This window comes from Clavibacter lycopersici (assembly GCF_003576405.1).
Classification (GTDB): domain Bacteria; phylum Actinomycetota; class Actinomycetes; order Actinomycetales; family Microbacteriaceae; genus Clavibacter; species Clavibacter lycopersici.
The window spans coordinates 1-21,034 of the sequence record NZ_QWGT01000019.1 but is presented as its reverse complement, the minus strand read 5'-3'; the positions used below and the strand labels follow the sequence as shown (position 1 = coordinate 21,034).

Annotated in this window: 31 protein-coding genes; 30 read left to right on the top strand and 1 reads right to left on the bottom strand. The window is 68.4% G+C overall.

The window, feature by feature from the left end; translation table 11 throughout:
* From DZG00_RS02810 to map, 30 genes are all read left to right on the top strand, one after another.
* Positions 1 to 647, top strand: a 647-nt coding sequence (locus DZG00_RS02810) for a hypothetical protein (RefSeq protein ID WP_119455362.1), incomplete at its 5' end; no start/stop codon positions are given.
* 19 nt (positions 648 to 666) lie between these two features.
* Positions 667 to 1,092, top strand: coding sequence for a DUF6121 family protein (locus tag DZG00_RS02805; RefSeq protein WP_233549108.1), 426 nt, complete (start codon positions 667 to 669; stop codon positions 1,090 to 1,092).
* Positions 1,093 to 1,357: 265 nt separating this feature from the next.
* On the top strand, positions 1,358 to 1,732 hold the full coding sequence (gene rpsL, locus DZG00_RS02800; RefSeq protein WP_012039312.1) for a 30S ribosomal protein S12: 375 nt from the start codon (positions 1,358 to 1,360) through the stop codon (positions 1,730 to 1,732).
* A complete protein-coding gene (gene rpsG, locus DZG00_RS02795) occupies positions 1,732 to 2,202 on the top strand; it encodes a 30S ribosomal protein S7 (protein WP_012039311.1) in 471 nt (156 codons plus the stop codon). The genes rpsL and rpsG overlap by 1 nt, the downstream gene beginning before the upstream one ends.
* A 47-nt stretch (positions 2,203 to 2,249) precedes the next feature.
* On the top strand, positions 2,250 to 4,364 hold the full coding sequence (gene fusA, locus DZG00_RS02790; RefSeq protein WP_119382450.1) for an elongation factor G: 2,115 nt from the start codon (positions 2,250 to 2,252) through the stop codon (positions 4,362 to 4,364).
* A 113-nt stretch (positions 4,365 to 4,477) separates the two neighbouring features.
* On the top strand, positions 4,478 to 5,671 hold the full coding sequence (gene tuf, locus DZG00_RS02785; protein ID WP_043584326.1) for an elongation factor Tu: 1,194 nt from the start codon (positions 4,478 to 4,480) through the stop codon (positions 5,669 to 5,671).
* A gap of 148 nt (positions 5,672 to 5,819) precedes the next feature.
* Complete coding sequence (locus tag DZG00_RS02780; protein WP_119381317.1) at positions 5,820 to 6,788, top strand: DNA topoisomerase IB; 969 nt, start codon at positions 5,820 to 5,822, stop codon at positions 6,786 to 6,788.
* A gap of 440 nt (positions 6,789 to 7,228) precedes the next feature.
* Entirely contained in the window at positions 7,229 to 7,537 is a 309-nt protein-coding gene (gene rpsJ / locus DZG00_RS02775; protein WP_012039307.1) for a 30S ribosomal protein S10, read from the top strand.
* An 8-nt stretch (positions 7,538 to 7,545) separates the two neighbouring features.
* Positions 7,546 to 8,199: a 50S ribosomal protein L3 gene (gene rplC, locus DZG00_RS02770; protein WP_119381316.1), complete on the top strand. Its 654-nt coding sequence runs from the start codon at positions 7,546 to 7,548 to the stop codon at positions 8,197 to 8,199.
* 2 nt (positions 8,200 to 8,201) lie between these two features.
* Complete coding sequence (rplD, locus tag DZG00_RS02765) at positions 8,202 to 8,858, top strand: 50S ribosomal protein L4 (protein ID WP_119381315.1); 657 nt, start codon at positions 8,202 to 8,204, stop codon at positions 8,856 to 8,858.
* On the top strand, positions 8,855 to 9,154 hold the full coding sequence (gene rplW / locus DZG00_RS02760; RefSeq protein ID WP_012039304.1) for a 50S ribosomal protein L23: 300 nt from the start codon (positions 8,855 to 8,857) through the stop codon (positions 9,152 to 9,154). Before rplD ends, rplW begins: the two co-directional genes overlap by 4 nt.
* Positions 9,155 to 9,176: 22 nt before the next feature.
* Positions 9,177 to 10,016, top strand: coding sequence for a 50S ribosomal protein L2 (gene rplB, locus DZG00_RS02755; RefSeq protein ID WP_053775257.1), 840 nt, complete (start codon positions 9,177 to 9,179; stop codon positions 10,014 to 10,016).
* Positions 10,017 to 10,028: 12 nt separating this feature from the next.
* Positions 10,029 to 10,310 (top strand): 30S ribosomal protein S19, encoded by a 282-nt coding sequence (rpsS, locus tag DZG00_RS02750; RefSeq protein WP_012039302.1) that lies wholly within the window; start codon positions 10,029 to 10,031, stop codon positions 10,308 to 10,310.
* A gap of 25 nt (positions 10,311 to 10,335) precedes the next feature.
* Positions 10,336 to 10,728, top strand: coding sequence for a 50S ribosomal protein L22 (gene rplV / locus DZG00_RS02745; protein WP_012039301.1), 393 nt, complete (start codon positions 10,336 to 10,338; stop codon positions 10,726 to 10,728).
* Positions 10,728 to 11,525, top strand: a complete 798-nt coding sequence (gene rpsC, locus DZG00_RS02740) for a 30S ribosomal protein S3 (protein WP_012039300.1) — start codon at positions 10,728 to 10,730, stop codon at positions 11,523 to 11,525. Before rplV ends, rpsC begins: the two co-directional genes overlap by 1 nt.
* 2 nt (positions 11,526 to 11,527) lie before the next feature.
* The gene (gene rplP / locus DZG00_RS02735) at positions 11,528 to 11,947 is read left to right on the top strand and encodes a 50S ribosomal protein L16 (RefSeq protein ID WP_119381314.1); all 420 of its coding nucleotides are present in this window, start codon (positions 11,528 to 11,530) and stop codon (positions 11,945 to 11,947) included.
* Complete coding sequence (gene rpmC, locus DZG00_RS02730; protein WP_012039298.1) at positions 11,947 to 12,273, top strand: 50S ribosomal protein L29; 327 nt, start codon at positions 11,947 to 11,949, stop codon at positions 12,271 to 12,273. The genes rplP and rpmC overlap by 1 nt, the downstream gene beginning before the upstream one ends.
* 2 nt (positions 12,274 to 12,275) lie before the next feature.
* Positions 12,276 to 12,572 (top strand): 30S ribosomal protein S17, encoded by a 297-nt coding sequence (gene rpsQ, locus DZG00_RS02725; protein ID WP_094116585.1) that lies wholly within the window; start codon positions 12,276 to 12,278, stop codon positions 12,570 to 12,572.
* A gap of 27 nt (positions 12,573 to 12,599) precedes the next feature.
* The gene (rplN, locus tag DZG00_RS02720) at positions 12,600 to 12,968 is read left to right on the top strand and encodes a 50S ribosomal protein L14 (protein ID WP_012039296.1); all 369 of its coding nucleotides are present in this window, start codon (positions 12,600 to 12,602) and stop codon (positions 12,966 to 12,968) included.
* A 2-nt stretch (positions 12,969 to 12,970) separates the two neighbouring features.
* Positions 12,971 to 13,330, top strand: coding sequence for a 50S ribosomal protein L24 (rplX, locus tag DZG00_RS02715; RefSeq protein WP_015491186.1), 360 nt, complete (start codon positions 12,971 to 12,973; stop codon positions 13,328 to 13,330).
* 2 nt (positions 13,331 to 13,332) lie between these two features.
* The gene (gene rplE, locus DZG00_RS02710) at positions 13,333 to 13,929 is read left to right on the top strand and encodes a 50S ribosomal protein L5 (RefSeq protein WP_119381313.1); all 597 of its coding nucleotides are present in this window, start codon (positions 13,333 to 13,335) and stop codon (positions 13,927 to 13,929) included.
* Between the two features lie 127 nt (positions 13,930 to 14,056).
* Positions 14,057 to 14,455, top strand: coding sequence for a 30S ribosomal protein S8 (gene rpsH / locus DZG00_RS02705; protein ID WP_012039293.1), 399 nt, complete (start codon positions 14,057 to 14,059; stop codon positions 14,453 to 14,455).
* Between the two features lie 4 nt (positions 14,456 to 14,459).
* Positions 14,460 to 14,996, top strand: a complete 537-nt coding sequence (rplF, locus tag DZG00_RS02700; RefSeq protein WP_119381312.1) for a 50S ribosomal protein L6 — start codon at positions 14,460 to 14,462, stop codon at positions 14,994 to 14,996.
* Positions 14,997 to 14,998: 2 nt separating this feature from the next.
* Positions 14,999 to 15,370: a 50S ribosomal protein L18 gene (gene rplR / locus DZG00_RS02695; protein WP_119381318.1), complete on the top strand. Its 372-nt coding sequence runs from the start codon at positions 14,999 to 15,001 to the stop codon at positions 15,368 to 15,370.
* Between the two features lie 35 nt (positions 15,371 to 15,405).
* Entirely contained in the window at positions 15,406 to 16,071 is a 666-nt protein-coding gene (gene rpsE, locus DZG00_RS02690) for a 30S ribosomal protein S5 (RefSeq protein ID WP_012039290.1), read from the top strand.
* Complete coding sequence (gene rpmD / locus DZG00_RS02685) at positions 16,071 to 16,253, top strand: 50S ribosomal protein L30 (protein ID WP_012039289.1); 183 nt, start codon at positions 16,071 to 16,073, stop codon at positions 16,251 to 16,253. The genes rpsE and rpmD overlap by 1 nt, the downstream gene beginning before the upstream one ends.
* Positions 16,253 to 16,828: a 50S ribosomal protein L15 gene (gene rplO, locus DZG00_RS02680; protein ID WP_119381311.1), complete on the top strand. Its 576-nt coding sequence runs from the start codon at positions 16,253 to 16,255 to the stop codon at positions 16,826 to 16,828. Before rpmD ends, rplO begins: the two co-directional genes overlap by 1 nt.
* 123 nt (positions 16,829 to 16,951) lie before the next feature.
* Positions 16,952 to 18,274 carry a preprotein translocase subunit SecY gene (secY, locus tag DZG00_RS02675; RefSeq protein ID WP_119381310.1) on the top strand — a complete coding sequence of 441 codons (1,323 nt, stop codon included), beginning with the start codon at positions 16,952 to 16,954 and terminating at the stop codon, positions 18,272 to 18,274.
* Positions 18,271 to 18,873, top strand: a complete 603-nt coding sequence (locus tag DZG00_RS02670; RefSeq protein ID WP_119381309.1) for an adenylate kinase — start codon at positions 18,271 to 18,273, stop codon at positions 18,871 to 18,873. Before secY ends, DZG00_RS02670 begins: the two co-directional genes overlap by 4 nt.
* 3 nt (positions 18,874 to 18,876) lie before the next feature.
* On the top strand, positions 18,877 to 19,713 hold the full coding sequence (map, locus tag DZG00_RS02665) for a type I methionyl aminopeptidase (RefSeq protein ID WP_119381308.1): 837 nt from the start codon (positions 18,877 to 18,879) through the stop codon (positions 19,711 to 19,713).
* A 46-nt stretch (positions 19,714 to 19,759) separates the two neighbouring features.
* Here the strand turns inward: map and DZG00_RS02660 are convergent.
* A partial coding sequence (locus tag DZG00_RS02660) for a BglG family transcription antiterminator (protein WP_119455361.1) occupies positions 19,760 to 21,034 on the bottom strand: 1,275 nt, incomplete at its 5' end.

The window sequence follows — 21,034 nt, the reverse complement described above, 5'->3', positions numbered from 1 at the left end:
GCCGCGAGCGCGAGGCCCGCGAGGCCGACGCCCGCGAGCGCGACGAGCGCGACCGCCGCGCCCGCGACGAGGAGACCGCGCGCCAGTCGCAGTCGCAGCCCATCTACGTCCAGGCCCCCGTGCCGCCGGAGAAGCGCGGCAACCGCGGCTTCGGCGTGCTCATCGCCGTCGTCGCCGCGATCCTGTTCGCCCTGCTGTACTCGCTCGGCGCCGCCCTGCTCGGCTCGGTCCGCGACCCGGACGCGTTCGGCGAGTCCTTCGGCCGCTACATCTCGTCGCCCGTCTTCTACGTGCCGACCATCGCGTTCCTCGTCTTCTTCGTGCTGCTCGCGCTCCTGGTCAACCGGGGGAAGTGGTGGGCGTTCGTCCTCGGCGGCCTGCCCGTCGCGATCCTCGTCTACGCCGTGTACGTCGGCACGCGCCTCCTCCAGGGCGGCGTCATGGACCTGGGCCCGTCCGAGCAGGCGCTCCTGCTCCAGCGCACGGTGACCTTCCCCGACGGGATCCTCGCGGGCTTCCTCGCCCGCGAGCTCGTCACCTGGCTCGGCGCCGGCATCAGCGCCCGCGGCCGTCGCGTCAAGGCCAAGAACGCCGAGGCCCGCGCCGAGTACGACAGGAAGCTGGCGGAGCAGCCGGACCACCGCTGACGCGTGTCAGGCTGGGGGAGTGATCCCCCTCCTGGCCGCCGTCATGCACGTCGCGCTCGTCGTGTGCGTCTTCGGCTTCGCCGCCCTGTTCGGCGGTGACGACGTGATCCCCGAACGCGACGCGGGCGTGCTCCTCGGCCCCGTGATGGTCGTGAGCACCACGCTGGTCTTCGCCGGCGGGCTCATCCGCACCACGCGCGAGGCCGGCCGCGAGCGCCGGATCCCCGTCCTGCCCGTGCTCGGCTGGGGCGCCGCCGCATGGCTCGCCTACGGGATCGTCGGCGCCGTGCTCTACCTGCTCGGCGGCGCGGACGTGTTCGCGAGCCTCTCCTTCGCCGTGCGCCACCTGGTGGATCCGTTCGGCATCGCCGTGCTCGGCATCTCGGCGCTGCTGGGGCTCGGCGCCGTCGCGCTGGCGGCCCGCGGCCCGTCGTCCACCGTTTGACCGGCGAGTCGCGGAACTGTATCGTTGCGGGGGTGTGCGCTCAGGCGTGCGCTCGTGTCGTGCCGTGAAGTCGGTCCGCACGAGCCGGCCAGGAGCACACCGATCAGGGTTCGTCCATTCGGCCGGCCCCCACGGCATACCCGCCGGCGCCTCCCACTCCCGTGGTCGGCGGACGCGCGGGTCCAGTTGAACTCGATCCCCGCTCGCGGGCGTCGAATGCTGACCATCAACCCGCTGTCACCGTGCAGCATCGAGGAGTCCCGTAGTGCCCACCATCCAGCAGCTGGTCCGCAAGGGCCGCACGCCCAAGGTCGTCAAGACCAAGGCGCCCGCCCTGAAGGCGAACCCCCAGCAGCGCGGCGTCTGCACCCGCGTCTACACGACCACGCCCAAGAAGCCGAACTCGGCCCTGCGCAAGGTCGCCCGCGTCAAGCTCAGCAACGGCCAGGAGGTGACGGCCTACATCCCCGGTGAGGGCCACAACCTCCAGGAGCACTCCATGGTCCTCGTCCGCGGCGGTCGCGTGAAGGACCTCCCCGGCGTGCGCTACAAGATCGTCCGCGGCGCGCTCGACACCCAGGCCGTGAAGAACCGCAAGCAGGCTCGCAGCCGGTACGGCGCGAAGATGGAGAAGAAGTAATGCCTCGCAAGGGTCCCGCCCCCAAGCGCCCTGTCGTCGCAGATCCCGTCTACGGTGCGCCGATCGTCAGCCAGCTCGTCAACAAGATCCTGCTCGACGGCAAGAAGGGCCTCGCCGAGAAGATCGTCTACGACGCCCTCGCCGGCGTCGCCGCGAAGAACGGCCAGGACGCCGTCGTCACGCTGAAGAAGGCGCTCGACAACGTCCGCCCGGCCCTCGAGGTCCGCTCGCGCCGCGTGGGTGGCTCCACCTACCAGGTGCCGATCGAGGTCAAGCCGCACCGCGCGAACACCCTCGCGCTGCGCTGGCTCACGACGTACGCCAAGTCGCGTCGCGAGAAGACCATGACCGAGCGTCTCACCAACGAGATCCTCGACGCATCCAACGGCCTCGGTGCCGCGGTCAAGCGCCGCGAGGACACCCACAAGATGGCCGAGTCGAACAAGGCGTTCGCCCACTACCGCTGGTAGTCGACCACCTGGTTCGACAGCACCACCAACCCCTTTCGGAGGAACCTGTGGCACAGGACGTGCTCACCGACCTGAACAAGGTCCGCAACATCGGCATCATGGCTCACATCGATGCCGGCAAGACCACCACCACCGAGCGCATCCTGTACTACACGGGCATCACTCACAAGATCGGCGAGGTCCACGACGGCGCCGCCACGATGGACTGGATGGCCCAGGAGCAGGAGCGCGGCATCACCATCACGTCCGCCGCGACGACGTGCTTCTGGAACAAGAACCAGATCAACATCATCGACACCCCCGGGCACGTCGACTTCACCGTCGAGGTGGAGCGTTCGCTCCGCGTCCTCGACGGCGCGGTCGCCGTGTTCGACGGCAAGGAGGGCGTCGAGCCCCAGTCCGAGACGGTGTGGCGCCAGGCCGACAAGTACGACGTGCCGCGCATTTGCTTCGTCAACAAGATGGACAAGCTCGGCGCCGACTTCTACTTCACGGTCGACACCATCGTGAACCGCCTCGGCGCCAAGCCGCTGGTCATCCAGCTGCCCATCGGCGCGGAGGGCGGCTTCGAGGGCGTCATCGACCTGGTCGAGATGCGCGCGCTGACCTGGCGCGGCGACTCCAAGGGAGACGTCGAGCTCGGTGCGAAGTACGACATCGAGGAGATCCCCGCTGACCTCCAGGACAAGGCGGACGAGTACCGGGCCAAGCTGCTCGAGACCGTCGCCGAGACCGACGACGCGCTGCTCGAGAAGTACTTCGGCGGCGAGGAGCTGACGGTGGCGGAGATCAAGGCCGCCATCCGCAAGCTCACCGTCAACAGCGAGATCTACCCCGTGCTCTGCGGCTCCGCGTTCAAGAACCGCGGCGTCCAGCCGATGCTCGACGCGGTGATCGACTACCTCCCCAGCCCGCTCGACGTGCCCCCCATGGAGGGCCACGACGTGCGCGATGAGGAGAAGATCATCATCCGCAAGCCCGACTCGACCGAGCCCTTCTCGGCGCTCGCGTTCAAGGTCGCGGTGCACCCGTTCTTCGGTCGCCTCACCTACGTGCGCGTCTACTCGGGTCACATCGCGAGCGGCTCGCAGGTCATCAACTCGACCAAGGGCAAGAAGGAGCGCATCGGGAAGATCTTCCAGATGCACTCCAACAAGGAGAACCCGGTCGACTCGGTCACCGCGGGTCACATCTACGCGGTCATCGGCCTCAAGGACACGACCACGGGCGACACGCTCTGCGACCCGACGGACCAGATCGTCCTCGAGTCGATGACGTTCCCCGAGCCCGTCATCGAGGTCGCGATCGAGCCGAAGACGAAGGCCGACCAGGAGAAGCTGGGTGTCGCCATCCAGAAGCTCGCCGAGGAGGACCCGACCTTCCGCACCGAGCAGAACCAGGAAACCGGTCAGACGGTCATCAAGGGAATGGGCGAGCTCCACCTCGACATCCTGGTCGACCGCATGAAGCGCGAGTTCAACGTCGAGGCGAACGTCGGCAAGCCGCAGGTCGCGTACCGCGAGACCATCCGCGGCACCGTCGACAAGCACGACTTCACGCACAAGAAGCAGACGGGTGGATCCGGCCAGTTCGCCAAGATCCAGATCAAGATCGAGCCCATGGAGGTGACCGCGGAGAAGACCTACGAGTTCGACAACAAGGTCACCGGCGGTCGCGTCCCCCGGGAGTACATCCCCTCGGTGGACGCGGGCATCCAGGACGCCCTCCAGGTCGGCATCCTCGCCGGCTACCCGATGGTCGGCGTGAAGGCGACGCTGCTCGACGGCGCCGCGCACGACGTCGACTCCTCGGAGATGGCGTTCAAGATCGCCGGCTCGATGGCCTTCAAGGAGGCCGCGCGCAAGGCGAAGCCCGTGCTGCTCGAGCCGCTCATGGCCGTCGAGGTCCGCACGCCCGAGGAGTACATGGGCGACGTCATCGGCGACCTGAACTCCCGTCGCGGGCAGATCCAGGCGATGGAGGACGCCAGCGGCGTGAAGGTCATCACCGCGAACGTCCCCCTGTCGGAGATGTTCGGCTACGTCGGCGACCTGAGGAGCAAGACCTCGGGCCGCGCGGTGTACTCGATGAGCTTCGGCAGCTACGCCGAGGTCCCGAAGGCTGTCGCCGACGAGATCGTCCAGAAGAACAAGGGCGAGTAGCCCTCCAGTTCGAGCGGCATCCGCCGTTTCAGTACCATAAGCAAGATCTCCAACACGCTGGGCGTCCGGGAACAACCGGACGCCCCGCAACCGAGTCCTGAGGAGGACCCACAGTGGGTAAGGCCAAGTTCGAGCGGACCAAGCCGCACGTCAACATCGGAACGATCGGTCACGTCGACCACGGCAAGACGACGCTGACGGCAGCGATCTCCAAGGTCCTGGCGGACAAGTACCCGTCGGCGACCAACGTGCAGCGCGACTTCGCGTCCATCGACTCCGCTCCCGAGGAGCGCCAGCGCGGCATCACGATCAACATCTCGCACGTCGAGTACGAGACGCCCAAGCGTCACTACGCTCACGTCGACGCCCCGGGTCACGCTGACTACATCAAGAACATGATCACGGGCGCCGCCCAGATGGACGGCGCGATCCTCGTGGTCGCCGCCACCGACGGCCCCATGGCGCAGACGCGCGAGCACGTCCTGCTCGCGAAGCAGGTCGGCGTGCCGTACCTGCTCGTCGCGCTCAACAAGTCCGACATGGTCGACGACGAGGAGATCCTCGAGCTCGTCGAGCTCGAGGTCCGCGAGCTGCTCTCCAGCCAGGACTTCGACGGCGACAACGCCCCCGTCGTCCAGGTCTCCGGCCTCAAGGCGCTCGAGGGCGACGAGAAGTGGGTCGAGCAGATCGTCAAGCTCATGGAGGCGGTCGACGAGTCCATCCCCGAGCCCGTCCGCGACAAGGACAAGCCGTTCCTCATGCCCGTCGAGGACGTCTTCACGATCACCGGTCGTGGAACCGTCGTCACGGGTCGTGCCGAGCGCGGCACCCTCGCCATCAACTCGGACGTCGAGATCGTGGGCATCCGTCCCACCGTCAAGACCACCGTCACGGGCATCGAGATGTTCCACAAGCAGCTCGACGAGGCCTGGGCCGGCGAGAACTGCGGGCTCCTGCTCCGCGGCACCAAGCGCGAGGACGTCGAGCGCGGCCAGGTCATCGTCAAGCCGGGTTCGGTCACGCCGCACACGGACTTCGAGGGCACCGCGTACATCCTCTCCAAGGAGGAGGGCGGGCGTCACAACCCGTTCTACGCGAACTACCGTCCGCAGTTCTACTTCCGCACCACCGACGTCACCGGCGTCATCACGCTGCCCGAGGGCACCGAGATGGTCATGCCCGGCGACACCACCGACATGAACGTCGCGCTGATCCAGCCGATCGCCATGGAGGAGGGCCTCGGCTTCGCCATCCGTGAGGGTGGCCGCACCGTCGGCGCCGGCACGGTCACGAAGATCGTCAAGTAGCTCCAGCTCCACCAGCACCACCTCCGACAGGGTCGGGCCGTCATGGCCCGGCCCTGTCGGCCGTTAACGTGCGGGCAGGTGTCACGGCTGACCGGGAGCCTTCGGATCGTGCCCTAACGGATAGCGGCAGGACGCGTAGGTTCGATCAATGGTCAGACTCCGGCGCAGCGACGCCACCGGCAAGGGCTACACCCGCAAGAGGGCCGGCAAGGGCTGGACGTACCTCGACTCCGACGGCAACCGCGTCACGGACAAGGCCCTGCGCGCGCGCATGGAGCACCTCGGCATCCCGCCCGCATGGACCGACGTCTGGATAGCGCCGTACGAGAACGGCCACGTGCAGGCCACGGGGATGGACAGCGCCGGACGCAGGCAGTACATCTACCACCCGACCTGGCGCGAGCAGAAGGACCGGATCAAGTTCGACCGCGCGCTGCAGCTCGCCGAGTCGCTGCCGGCCGCGCGTCGCCAGGTCACCATCCACCTCCGCCAGGACGGGTTCACGCGCGAGCGCGCGCTGGCCGCTGGCTTCCGGATGCTGGACACGGGCAGCCTCCGCGTGGGCAGCGAGCGCTACACGGAGTCGAACGGCAGCCACGGGCTGTCGACGCTGCTGTGCTCGCACGTCACCGTGCACGGCGACACCGTGCACCTCGAGTTCCCCGCGAAGAGCGGACAGGAGTGGTCGAGCGACATCCGCGACCGCGACCTCGTGCGGGTCGTCGAGGGCCTGCACGACCGCGGCCCGAACGCGCGGCTGCTGGCCTACGAGGACCACGGGGAGTGGCATCCGCTGGGTGCCGCCGACATCAACGACTACGTCCGCGAGCGCACGGGCGGGGAGTTCACGGCCAAGGACTTCCGCACGCTCCACGGCACGGTCGCCGCGGCGATCAGCCTCGCCAAGCACGGACCGGAGGAGACGAAGGGCAAGCGGCAGCGGGCGCTCGCGCAGGCCTACCGGGACGCCGCCGAGGTCCTGAGCAACACCCCGACCATCGCGAAGAACAGCTACGTGGATCCGCGTCTCGTGGACGAGTACGCGCACGGCCGCACGATCGACCCGCAGCGCACCGCGTCAGGGGAGACGGAGCTGCGGAACCTGCTGTTCCGGTGATCCGGACGGCGTCCCCGCCCATGCGCCGCCAGGCGCCGGGAGCCCCGGAAACACGGGGGAGTGGGCGCGACACGCCCGGGTTGCACGCGTGGCCGGACTATGACAAACTCGTCTAGTTCAACATTCCGACGCACGCCGCCCTGCGCGCGAGACGTCGGATCACTGCCAGGCAGTGCATAGCCGCCCGGAGCGCTCGTCGCTCCCGGAGCAGGTTAGGCCGCGGGCAGCAGAGCAGAAGCACACGACACCCACCGGATGAGCACCGCTCGTCCGCGCCCGCATGCGGGCGGGTGCACGAGCTGCCCGAGGCCGCGTCCCACGATGCGCGCCCGGGTGCACGACGGATGGGGCGCGCCACGAGGCACGACCGTCCGAGCGAGGGACACACGCGTCCAATACGGTCCGAGGCCGCATGACGCACGAAAGAGAGAGAGTCACACATGGCGGGACAGAAGATCCGCATCCGACTTAAGTCGTACGACCACTCGGTCATCGACTCCTCGGCCCGGAAGATCGTCGACACGGTGACCCGCGCGGGCGCCACGGTCGTCGGCCCGGTGCCGCTGCCCACGGAGAAGAACGTGATCTGCGTGATCCGTTCCCCCCACAAGTACAAGGACAGCCGCGAGCACTTCGAGATGCGCACGCACAAGCGTCTGATCGACATCGTCGACCCGACGCCGAAGGCGGTCGACTCGCTCATGCGACTCGACCTCCCGGCCGACGTCAACATCGAGATCAAGCTCTAAGGGAACCCATGTCTACCGCTAACAGGACTTTCACCGGTCTGCTCGGCACGAAGCTGGGCATGACGCAGGTGTGGGACGAGAACAACAAGCTCATCCCCGTGACCGTCGTGCAGATCACCCCGAACGTCGTCACCCAGGTGCGCACGCCCGAGGTGGACGGCTACGGCGCCATCCAGATCGCCTACGGCCAGATCGACCCCCGCAAGGCCGACAAGCCCAGCACCGGTCACTTCGACAAGGCCGGCGTCACGCCGCGCCGCCACCTCACCGAGGTCCGCACGGCCGACTTCGCCGAGTACACGCTCGGCCAGGAGATCACCGTCGGCGCCTTCGAGCCCGGATCCAAGGTCGACGTCGTCGGCACCAGCAAGGGCAAGGGCTTCGCCGGCGTCATGAAGCGCCACAACTTCAAGGGCGTCTCGGCCTCGCACGGTTCGCACCGCAACCACCGCAAGCCCGGCTCCATCGGCGCCTCCTCGACCCCCAGCCGTGTCTTCAAGGGCATGCGCATGGCCGGTCGCATGGGCGGCGAGCGCGTCACCGTGCTGAACCTCGTCGTCCACAGCGTGGACGCCGAGAAGGGCCTCCTGCTCGTCAAGGGCGCAGTGCCCGGCGCGCGTGGCCGCATCGTCTTCGTCCGCAACGCAGTGAAGGGGAAGTAGTCATGGCTACCGACACCCAGCTCGACGTCCTCGACGCGACCGGTGCAGTCACCGGCTCCGTCGACCTGCCCGCGTCGATCTTCGACGTGCAGACCAACGTCCCGCTCATCCACCAGGTCGTCGTCGCCCAGCTCGCCGCGGCGCGCCAGGGCACGCACAAGACCAAGGGCCGCGGCGAGGTCTCCGGCGCCGGCCGCAAGCCGTTCAAGCAGAAGGGAACCGGTCGCGCTCGTCAGGGCTCGATCCGCGCCCCCCAGATGACCGGCGGTGGCATCGTCCACGGGCCCACGCCCCGCAACTACTCGCAGCGCACCCCCAAGAAGATGATCGCCGCGGCTCTGCTCGGCGCGCTCTCCGACCGCGCGCGCGGCGCCCGCCTCCACGTCATCGAGAGCCTCGCCGCCGGAGACGTCCCCTCGACGAAGACCGTGGTCGCGCTGCTCGACGGCATCGCCACGAGCAAGCACGTCCTCATCGTCCTGGAGCGCACCGACGAGGTCAGCCTCCGCAGCGTGCGCAACATCCCGACGGTCCACGTGCTGTCCTACGACCAGCTCAACGCGTACGACGTGCTCGTGAGCGACGACATCGTCTTCACGAAGGGCGCGTTCGACGCGTTCGTCGAGTCGAAGACGGCCAAGGAAGAGGTTGCCGCATGAGCGCCACCCAGAAGGACCCCCGCGACATCATCATCGCGCCGGTCGTCTCCGAGAAGAGCTACGGCCTGATCGACCAGGGCAAGTACACGTTCATCGTGGACCCCCGCTCGAACAAGACCGAGATCAAGCTCGCGATCGAGAAGATCTTCGGCGTGCAGGTCGCGTCGGTCAACACGCTCAACAAGCAGGGCAAGACCCGCCGGACCAAGTTCGGGATGGGCAAGCGCAAGGACACCAAGCGCGCCATCGTCTCCCTCAAGTCGGGCTCCATCGACATCTTCACGACTGTCGGCTGAGACCGGGACTAGGAAAACACCAATGGCTATTCGCAAGTACAAGCCCACGACCCCGGGTCGTCGCGGTTCGTCCGTCGCCGACTTCGTGGAGATCACGCGCTCGACGCCCGAGAAGTCGCTGCTCCGCCCGCTCTCCAAGACCGGTGGCCGCAACAACCAGGGTCGGATCACGACCCGTCACATCGGTGGTGGCCACAAGCGCCAGTACCGCGTGATCGACTTCAAGCGCAACGACAAGGACGGCGTCATCGCGACCGTCGCCCACATCGAGTACGACCCCAACCGCACGGCGCGCATCGCGCTGCTGCACTTCATCGACGGCACGAAGCGCTACATCCTCGCGCCGAACAAGCTGAAGCAGGGCGACAAGATCGAGTCGGGCGCCCAGGCCGACATCAAGCCCGGCAACAACCTGCCGCTGCGCAACATCCCGACGGGTACCGTCATCCACGCCATCGAGCTCCGCCCCGGCGGCGGCGCGAAGATGGCCCGCTCCGCCGGCGCCTCCGTGCGCCTCGTGGCGAAGGACGGCCCCTACGCCCAGCTGCGCCTGCCCTCCGGCGAGATCCGCAACGTCGATGCGCGCTGCCGCGCGACCATCGGCGAGGTCGGCAACGCCGAGCAGTCGAACATCAACTGGGGCAAGGCCGGCCGCATGCGCTGGAAGGGCGTCCGCCCGACCGTCCGCGGTGTCGCGATGAACCCCGTCGACCACCCGCACGGTGGTGGTGAGGGCAAGACCTCCGGTGGACGCCACCCGGTCAGCCCGTGGGGCCAGAAGGAAGGCCGCACGCGCCACATCAACAAGCCCAGCGACAAGCTCATCGTTCGCCGCCGCAACGCCGGCAAGAAGCGCAAGTAGGAGTTGTAGAAGATGCCACGCAGTCTGAAGAAGGGCCCCTTCGTCGACGACCACCTGCTCCGCAAGGTGATCTCGGCGAACGAGGCCAGCAGCAAGAACGTGATCAAGACCTGGTCGCGCCGCTCGATGATCATCCCGGCGATGCTGGGTCACACCATCGCGGTGCACGACGGTCGCAAGCACGTCCCCGTGTTCGTCACGGAGTCCATGGTCGGCCACAAGCTCGGCGAGTTCGCGCTCACGCGCACCTTCCGCGGCCACGTGAAGGACGACAAGAAGGGTCGTCGCCGCTAACGCGGCGACGAGAAGGAGGAGAGAAATGGTGGAGTCGATCGCACGCGTGCGTCACATCCGCGTCACCCCCCAGAAGGCCCGTCGCGTCGTGGACATGATCCGTGGCAAGCAGGCCGAGGAGGCCCTGGCCATCCTGAAGTTCGCGCCGCAGGGCGCGAGCGAGCCGATCTACAAGCTGGTGGCCTCGGCCATGGCGAACGCGCGGGTCAAGGCCGACGCGTCCAACAGCTTCCTCGCGGAGCAGGACCTCTACATCGCCAAGGCGTTCGTGGACGAGGGCACCACCCTCAAGCGGTTCCAGCCGCGCGCACAGGGTCGCGCATTCCGTATCAACAAGCGCACCAGCCACATCACGGTCGTCCTCGCGACGCCGGATGAGGCGGACGTGGCGACGACCACGAAGAAGGCGAGCAAGTAATGGGACAGAAGGTCAACCCGTACGGGTTCCGTCTCGGGATCACCACCGACCACGTGTCGCGTTGGTTCTCGGACAGCACGAAGAAGGGGCAGCGTTACAGCGACTACGTCGCCGAGGACGTGCGCATCCGCACCATGCTCAAGACGAGCCTCGACCGCGCCGGTGTGGCGCGCATCGAGATCGAGCGCACCCGTGACCGTGTCCGCGTGGACATCTACACGGCGCGTCCCGGCATCGTCATCGGCCGCCGCGGCGTCGAGGCCGAGCGCATCCGCGCCGACCTCGAGAAGCTCACGGGCAAGCAGATCCAGCTCAACATCCTCGAGGTGAAGAACCCCGAGGCCGAGGCGCAGCTGGTCGCCCAGGGCATCGCCGAGCAGCTCGCGGGTCGTGTGGCGTTCCGCCGCGCGATGCGCAAGGGCCTGCAGGGCGCGCAGCGCGCCGGCGCCAAGGGCGTCCGCATCCAGGTGTCGGGCCGCCTCGGCGGCGCCGAGATGAGCCGCTCGGAGTTCTACCGCGAGGGACGCGTACCGCTGCACACCCTCCGCGCGAACATCGACTACGGCTTCTACGAGGCCCGCACCTCCTTCGGCCGCATCGGCGTGAAGGTCTGGGTCTACAAGGGCGACATCACCAACAAGGATCTCGCTCGGGAGCAGGCGAACCAGAAGTCGTCGCGCCCGGAGCGTCGTAACGACCGTTCCGACGGTCGAACCGGAGATCGCCGCACCAACGCGCCGCGCACCGCGCCGGCCGCCGAGGCAGCGCCGGTCGCCGCAGCAGGAGTTGAGGCGTAACCATGTTGATCCCCCGTCGAGTCAAGCACCGCAAGCAGCACCACCCGGGTCGTTCCGGCCACGCGACCGGCGGCACCGTCGTGTCGTTCGGCGAGTACGGAATCCAGGCCCTCACGCCTGCCTACGTCACCAACCGCCAGATCGAGTCCGCTCGAATCGCCATGACGCGCCACGTCAAGCGCGGCGGCAAGGTGTACATCAACATCTACCCCGACCGCCCCCTCACCAAGAAGCCCGCCGAGACCCGCATGGGTTCCGGAAAGGGCTCGCCCGAGTGGTGGGTCGCGAACGTCAAGCCGGGTCGCGTGCTCTTCGAGCTCGCCGGCGTCGACGAGGTCACGGCGCGCGAGGCGCTCACCCGGGCCATCCACAAGCTGCCCCTCAAGGCACGCATCATCAAGCGCGAGGAAGGCGACGCATAATGGCGATCGGTTCCAAGGAGCTCGCCCCCGTCGAGCTGGACACTTTTGAGGACGAGCGACTCGTCGAAGAGCTGAAGAAGGCCAAGGAGGAGCTGTTCAACCTGCGCTTCCAGTCGGCCACCGGACAGCTCGACAGCCACGGCCGCCTCCGCGCGGTCAAGCGCGACATCGCTCGGATCTACACGGTCATCCGCGAGCGCGAGCTGGGCATCCGTGCCACGCCCGCCCCCGTCGAGGTCCCCGAGAAGCCCGAGAAGAAGAAGGCGACGAAGAAGGCCGCGAAGGCCGACGACGCCGCCGTCACCGAGAAGGCTGAGGAGGCTTGATCATGGCGAACGCCGAAGAGAAGAACACGGCTGACACCGCGACGGTCGACCGCGGCTACCGCAAGTCCCGTCGTGGATACGTCACCAGCGACAAGATGGACAAGACCATCGTCGTCGAGGTCGAGGACCGCGTGAAGCACCCGCTGTACGGCAAGGTCATCCGCCGCACCTCCAAGGTCAAGGCGCACGACGAGGCGAACAGCGCCGGCATCGGCGACCTGGTCCTGATCAACGAGACCCGTCCCCTCAGCGCCTCCAAGCGCTGGCGCCTGGTCGAGATCCTCGAGAAGGCCAAGTAGCCCCGGCTGCTTGGATAAGGAGCAACAGTGATTCAGCAGGAATCCCGCCTCAAGATCGCGGACAACACGGGTGCCAAGGAGATCTTGACCATCCGCGTGCTCGGTGGCTCGGGTCGCCGCTACGCCGGTCTGGGCGACGTCATCGTCGCGACCGTCAAGGACGCGATCCCCGGCGGAAACGTCAAGAAGGGCGAGGTCGTCAAGGCCGTCATCGTCCGCACCAAGAAGGAGACGCGCCGTCCCGACGGCTCGTACATCAAGTTCGACGAGAACGCCGCCGTCATCCTGAACAGCAACGGGGAGCCCCGCGGCACCCGCATCTTCGGACCGGTGGGCCGCGAGCTCCGGGACAAGAAGTTCATGAAGATCATCTCGCTGGCACCGGAGGTCATTTAGTCATGGCGAACATCAAGAAGGGTGACCTCGTTCAGGTCATCACGGGTCGCACGCAGGCCAAGGGCGGCGACCGGGGCAAGCAGGGCCGTGTCCTGTCCGTGCTGGTCGAGCGCAACCGCGTCGTCGTCGAGGGCGTGAACTTCGTCACGAAGCACGTCCGCGTCGGCCAGACGCAGCGCGGCTCCAAGACCGGCGGCATCGAGACCGTCGAGGCGCCCATCCACATCTCCAACGTCGCGCTCGTCGACCCCGAGTCCAAGAAGCCCACGCGAGTCGGCTTCCGGACCGAGCAGGTCGAGAAGGACGGGGTCTCCAAGACCGTCCGCGTCCGCTACGCCAAGAAGTCAGGTAAGGACCTCTAGCAATGACCGACACCGCAACCGCTGGCACGGCCGAGGGCAAGCAGCTCCCGCGCCTGAAGCAGAAGTACCGCACCGAGATCGTCAGCCAGCTGACCGCTGATCTCGGCTTCACGAACGTGCACCAGGTGCCCGGGCTCACGAAGATCGTCGTGAACATGGGTGTCGGGGACGCGGCTCGCGACGGCAAGATCATCGACGGCGCGGTCGCCGACCTCACCAAGATCACGGGCCAGAAGCCGCAGGTCACGAAGGCCCGCAAGTCGATCGCCCAGTTCAAGCTGCGTGAGGGCCAGGCCATCGGCACCCACGTGACGCTGCGCGGCGACCGCATGTGGGAGTTCCTCGACCGCCTGCTGTCCCTCGCCCTGCCCCGCATCCGCGACTTCCGCGGGCTCAGCCCGAAGCAGTTCGACGGCAACGGCAACTACACGTTCGGTCTCAACGAGCAGTCCATGTTCCACGAGATCGACCAGGACCGCATCGACCGGGTCCGCGGCATGGACATCACGGTCGTCACGACCGCTCGGACGGACGACGAGGGACGCGCGCTGCTCAAGGCGCTCGGCTTCCCGTTCCAGACCCCCGAGAACACGCCGTAACGAGCACCGCCGCACGACCGCATCACCGCACGATCGGCGCCGGGCACCTCCGTCCGGCGCCGCCACCACCACAGGTCGTCATCCGTGTCCGGATGAACGAAACCAGGCGAGAGAGGCACCACCAGATATGACAATGACCGACCCGGTCGCTGACATGCTGACCCGACTCCGGAACGCGAACTCCGCGCACCACGACACGGTCTCCATGCCGCACTCCAAGCTCAAGTCGCACATCGCCGACATCCTCAAGTCCGAGGGCTTCATCGCCGGCTGGGACGTCGCGGACGCCCGCGTCGGCCAGACGCTGACGCTCAGCCTCAAGTTCGGTCCCGACCGCGAGCGCTCCATCCGGGGCATCAAGCGCGTGTCGAAGCCCGGACTGCGCGTGTACGCGAAGTCCGCGGAGATCCCCCAGGTCCTCGGCGGCCTCGGGGTCGCCATCCTGTCCACCTCCTCGGGGCTCCTCACGGACCGCCAGGCTGCGAAGAAGGGCGTGGGTGGGGAAGTCCTCGCCTACGTGTGGTAACGCCATGTCACGTATCGGAAGACTCCCCATCGACGTGCCCGCAGGGGTCGACGTCACCGTCGACGGCCAGCGCGTCACGGTCAAGGGCCCGAAGGGCGAGCTGAGCCTCGCCGTCGCGCAGCCCATCCGCGCCGAGGTCCAGGACGGACAGGTGCTCGTCACCCGTCCCGACGACGAGCGCGAGTCGCGCTCGCTCCACGGCCTCACGCGCAGCCTCATCGCCAACCAGATCGTCGGCGTCACCACCGGCTACACCAAGGGCCTCGAGATCGTCGGCACGGGTTACCGCGTCGCGCTCAAGGACAAGGGCGTCGAGTTCGCGCTCGGCTTCTCCCACCCCGTGTACGTCGAGGCGCCCGCGGGCATCAGCTTCACCGTCGAGGGCGTCAACAAGATGACGGTCGTCGGCATCGACAAGCAGCTCGTCGGCGAGACGGCCGCCAACATCCGCAAGATTCGCAAGCCCGAGCCCTACAAGGGCAAGGGCGTCCGCTACGCCGGCGAGAACGTTCGCCGCAAGGCCGGAAAGAGTGGTAAGTGATCATGGCTCTCGGAGTTAGAGGAAAAAGCAAGTCCGCCGCCCGCGGCCGCAGGCACGCACGTCTGCGCAAGAAGGTCGAGGGCACCGAGCTGCGTCCGCGCCTGGTCGTCACCCGTTCGGCCCGCCACGTCTTCGTGCAGGTCGTGGATGACAGCCGTGGTCACACCGTCGCGTCCGCGTCGACCCTCGAGGCCGACCTGCGCACGTTCGACGGCGACAAGACCGCCAAGTCGCGCAAGGTCGGCGAGCTCGTCGCCGAGCGCGCCAAGGCGGCCGGCGTGGAGAGCGTCGTATTCGATCGTGGTGGCAACCGCTACGCAGGACGCGTCGCGGCCATCGCCGAAGGAGCTCGAGAGGGTGGTCTGAGCCTGTGAGCGCAGCCGAGAACAACAACAAGGAGCCCGAGGTTGTGGCAGTGGCGGAGACGCCCGTCGAGACCGCGGCGTCCACCGCACCCGCGCAGAACGAGGGCCGTGAGGGCCGTCGTGGCGGGCGTGACCGGAACCAGGGCGGCCGTGACAGCCGCGGTGGCCGTGATGCCGACAAGAGCCAGTTCCTGGAGCGCGTCGTCACCATCAACCGCGTGTCCAAGGTCGTCAAGGGCGGTCGTCGCTTCAGCTTCACCGCGCTCGTGATCGTCGGAGACGGCAACGGACTGGTCGGCGTCGGCTACGGCAAGGCCCGCGAGGTCCCGACCGCCATCTCCAAGGGCGTCGAGGAGGCGAAGAAGAACTTCTTCCGCGTCCCCCGCATCGGCCTGACCATCCCGCACGCCGTGCAGGGTGAGGCCTCCGCCGGAGTCGTCCTCCTGCGCCCCGCGTCCGCGGGTACCGGCGTCATCGCCGGTGGCCCCGTCCGCGCGGTGCTCGAGTGCGCCGGCATCCACGACGTGCTGAGCAAGTCGCTCGGATCGTCGAACACGATCAACATCGTGCACGCCACGGTCGAGGCGCTCAAGCAGCTCGAGGAGCCGCGCGCCGTCGCAGCCCGTCGTGGGCTCGAGCTGGAGCAGGTCGTCCCGGCCCGCATCCTCCGCGCCCAGCGTGCCGAGGCCGACGCGAAGGCAGGTGTCTGATGGCTCAGCTCCGAGTGACGCAGATCAAGTCCAAGATCAGCGAGAAGCAGAACCAGCGCGACACCCTGCGGAGCCTCGGGCTCCGTCGCATCGGTGCCGTGGTGGTCCGAGAGGACAACGCCCAGAACCGCGGCTACGTCAACACCGTCGCGCACCTGGTGAAGGTGGAGGAGATCGACTGATGGCTGAGAAGAACGAGTCGGCCGAGGCGCCCGTGAAGGCGCCCAAGGCCGCACCCAAGAAGACCGCGAAGGCCCCTGCGGCCGCCGCCGCCTCCGCTGAGTCGACCACGGTCGGCCAGACGGAGACGGTCAAGCGCGAGCAGGTCCTCAAGGTCCACCACCTCCGTCCCGCCGCCGGGGCCAAGAAGGCACGCCAGCGTGTCGGCCGCGGTGAGGGCTCGAAGGGCAAGACCGCGGGTCGTGGCACCAAGGGCACGAAGGCCCGCTACACGGTCCGCATCGGCTTCGAGGGTGGGCAGATGCCGCTGCACATGCGCACCCCGAAGCTCCGCGGGTTCAAGAACCCGTTCCGCGTCGAGTACCAGGTGGTCAACCTGGAGAAGCTCGCCGTGCTCTACCCCGACGGCGGCGACGTCACCACGAGCGACCTCGTCGCCAAGGGTGCCGTGCGCAAGAACGAGAAGGTCAAGGTCCTCGGGGACGGCGACATCTCGGTTAAGCTGACGGTTGCTGTCGACAAGGTCTCCGGCTCCGCTGCGGAGAAGATCGTCGCAGCAGGCGGCTCCGTCAAGTAGCACTTCAGGACGCAGGCAGGGGCGGTCGGGAAACCGGCCGCCCCTACCGGCACCTGGGGCCGCATCGGGTCGGCCCGACCCCCGCCTCCCGGCGGACCTCCCACAGAAAGCAGGACACCCTCCGTGTTGAGCGCCGTCGTCAGGATCTTCCGCACCCCCGATCTGCGTCGCAAGATCGGGTTCACGCTGGGCATCATCGCCCTCTTCCGCCTCGGATCCTTCATCCCGGCGCCGTTCGTCGACTTCGCCAACGTGCAGTCGTGCCTCGCGGCGAACCAGGGCACCTCGGGCCTCTACGAGCTCGTCAACCTCTTCAGCGGCGGAGCGCTGCTGAAGCTCTCCATCTTCGCGCTGGGCATCATGCCGTACATCACGGCGTCGATCATCGTCCAGCTGCTCCGCGTGGTCATCCCGCACTTCGACACCCTCTACAAGGAGGGCCAGTCCGGCCAGGCCAAGCTCACGCAGTACACGCGCTACCTCACGATCGCCCTCGCGGTGCTGCAGTCCACGACGCTGATCACGGTCGCGCGCAGCGGTGCGCTCTTCGGGCAGACCAACGTCAGCGCCTGCACGCAGCTCGTCACGAACGACGCCTGGTACGCGATCATGCTCATGGTCATCACGATGACCGCCGGCACCGGCCTCATCATGTGGATGGGCGAGCTCATCACCGAGCGCGGCATCGGCAACGGCATGTCGCTCCTCATCTTCACGTCGGTCGCCGCCGCGTTCCCGACCTCGCTCCTCGCCATCCAGCAGAGCCGCGGCTGGGAGGTCTTCGCCCTGGTCATCGCGGTCGGGCTCCTCGTCGTCGCCGCCGTCGTCTACGTCGAGCAGTCGCAGCGCCGGATCCCCGTGCAGTACGCCAAGCGCATGGTCGGCCGCCGCACCTACGGCGGCAACAACACCTACATCCCCATCAAGGTGAACATGGCCGGCGTCGTGCCCGTCATCTTCGCGTCGTCGCTGCTGTACCTGCCCGCCCTGGTCGCGCAGTTCAACCAGCCGGCCGTCGGCCAGGCGCCGGCGCCGTGGGTGCAGTGGATCACCGACAACCTCACGACGGGCGACCACCCGCTCTACATGGCGATGTACTTCCTGCTGATCGTCGGCTTCACGTACTTCTACGTCGCCATCACCTTCAACCCGGAGGAGGTCGCCGACAACATGAAGAAGTACGGCGGCTTCATCCCCGGCATCCGCGCGGGACGCCCGACGGCGGAGTACCTCGACTACGTGCTCACGCGCATCACGCTGCCGGGCTCGCTGTACCTCGGCCTCGTCGCGCTCCTGCCGCTCATCGCCCTGTCGGTCGTCGGCGCCAACCAGAACTTCCCGTTCGGCGGCGCGAGCATCCTCATCGTCGTGGGCGTCGGCCTCGAGACGGTGAAGCAGATCGACTCGCAGCTGCAGCAGCGGCACTACGAGGGGCTGCTGAAGTGACCCGGCTCCTGATCGTCGGCCCTCCCGGTGCGGGCAAGGGCACGCAGGCGAAGCGCATCGCGGAGGAGCACGGGATCCCCGACGTCTCCACGGGCGACATCTTCCGCCAGAACATCAAGGACCGCACCGAGCTCGGCCAGCAGGTCCAGGCGCTCGTCGACGCGGGCGACTACGTCCCGGACGAGCTCACCAACCGGCTCATCACCGCGCGTCTCCAGGAGGAGGACGCCCAGGCGGGCTTCCTGCTCGACGGCTACCCGCGCACGCTCGACCAGGTCGCGTACCTGGAGGAGCTGCTGCAGGGCTGGGGCCAGGAGCTCGACGCGGTGATCCAGCTCGTCGCCGACGAGGACGAGGTCGTCGCCCGGCTGACGCGCCGCGCAGTCGAGCAGGGCCGCGCCGACGACGGCGAGGACGAGATCCGGCACCGCCAGGAGGTCTACGTCCGCGAGACGAGCCCCCTCATCGACGTGTACCGCGAGCGAGGCCTGCTGGTCGAGGTCGACGGGCTGGGCGAGGTCGACGAGGTCGCCGCGCGCATCCGCACGGCCCTCGCGGGTCGCGGCGTCCGTCCCTCCTCCGACGCCGGCCGCGCGTAGAGCATGGGCGCGCTCCGTCGTACGCCGGGCATCTACAAGACCCCGGACGAGATCCGCCGCATGGTGGCGCCCGGCCTCGCGACCGCGGCGTCGCTCGACGCCGTCCGCGGCCTCATCGCGCCGGGCGTCACGACGGCCGAGCTCGACGCCGCCGCCGACGGTGCCATCCGCGCGCTCGGCGGGCACTCGAACTTCCAGCTCGTCCCCGGATACCGCCACACGGTGTGCGTCTCGGTGAACGACGAGGTCGTGCACGGCATCCCGGGCGACCGCGTGCTGCAGCCGGGCGACATCGTCTCGGTGGACAGCGGCGCGGAGATCGACGGCTGGAACGGCGACTCGGCGATGACGGTGGTCGTGCCGGATCCCGCGCGCCCCGACGTCGTCGAGGCCCGCGAGCTCCTGTCCCGCGTCACCGAGGACGCGCTCTGGGCGGGCATCGCCCGGCTCGCGACCGCGTCGCACCTCAACGAGGTCGGCGAGGCCGTCGAGGAGAGCGTCGAGGCGGCGGGGTCGTTCGGCATCGTCATGGACTACACGGGGCACGGCATCGGCCGGAGCATGCACGAGGATCCGCCGGTGTTCAACTACCGCGTGCGCGGCAAGGGCCCCGCGGTGAAGCCCGGGCTCGTCGTGGCGATCGAGCCGATGATCACCGACGGCGAGGCGGAGACGCGCGTCCTCGACGACGACTGGACCGTCGCCACGGTCGACGGCAGCATGGCCTCGCACTGGGAGCACTCGGTCGCGGTCCACGCGCGCGGCATCTGGGTGCTCACGCTCGCGGACGGCGGCGCCTCGCGCCTCGTGCCGCGGGGCGTCACGCCCGTCGCGCCCTGACGTCCGGGTGCGCCGGACCTGCCCGATCCGCTGAGCGGTCGCCCGCTCAGGTGTCCATGACGTGCACGAGCTCCTCGATGAAGGAGCCGTGCGATCCCGACGCCCGCATGATCGCCTGCACGTCGCGGTGGTCGGAGAAGACCTCGACGAACTGGTCGAACACGTGCTGGAAGCTCGTGCGGCCGCTGGCGCTGAAGGCGACCAGCGCGACCACGTGCACGCGGTTGCCGCCCCACTGCATCGCCTCGTCGTTCACCACGATGGCGATGGCCGTGCGGTGCGCCGTCATCGCGAGCGAGTGCGGGACGGCGAGCGTGTCGGTGAAGGCCGTCGACGACAGGCGCTCGCGCTCGATGGCGCCCTCGATGTACTCGGGCTCGATGATCCCCTGCTCCACCATCTTCCCGCCGAGCAGCCGGATCATGGCCTCCTCGTCGGGCGCGTGCAGGTCGCGGAAGAACAGCGACTCGTCGAGGAATCGCAGCAGGTCGTGCTTCATGGAGCTGCGGCGCGCGTGCCGGCGGACGCGGGCGACGGCCCGGCGGATCGACTCGATGTCGTCGGGCGTCGGCAGCGGCTGGACGACCACGACGTCGTCGGCAGGCGGGCGCGTGCCGGTCGCGTCGATCACGAGCTGCACCCCGAGCGCGTGCGCGTCGACGTCGGTGCGGGTGACCACGGCGTCGACGCTGATGTCCGCGCCGAGCGCCTGCTCGATGCGCTGGCGCATGATCTGGTGCAGGTCGTAGTAGTTCGGGCACACGAGCGCGCACGCCACCCGGTCGTCGCGGCGTGCGATCCGCTCCCGGTGCGAGCCCACGTGCAGGGCGATGTAGGCGATCTCGTCGTCGTTGATCGCGATCCCGCGCCGCCGCTGCACCTCGCTCGCGATGAACACGGCGATCTCGTAGGTCATCGGGTAGCTGGTCTTGATGGAGCGTGCGAGGGGGTTCCGGGAGAACGAGCGGTCGGCGGCGCGCGCCACGAGGTTGCCCAGGTGCAGCGAGAAGCGGACCGTGAAGTCCTCGTCCTCGAGGTCCACCAGGTACTCCTGCTTCACGCGGCGGACGATGGCGCGCACCACGTCGAGGTCGCTCTCGACGACGTGCTCCTTCATCACGGTGGCGAGCGACTGCTCGTTGCCGGGCGTGACGACGCGCGTGCGCACGAGGAGCGCGAGGTAGGCGACGTCGCCGGCCGGCACCGGCACGTCGAAGTGCGCGGCGAGGAGGCGGGCGAGGACGCCGCGGATCGCGAGGGCCGTGGGGTCGGCGGCGGGGTCGGCCGATGCCGCGTCACCGGCGGTCGGATGGGCGGCGTC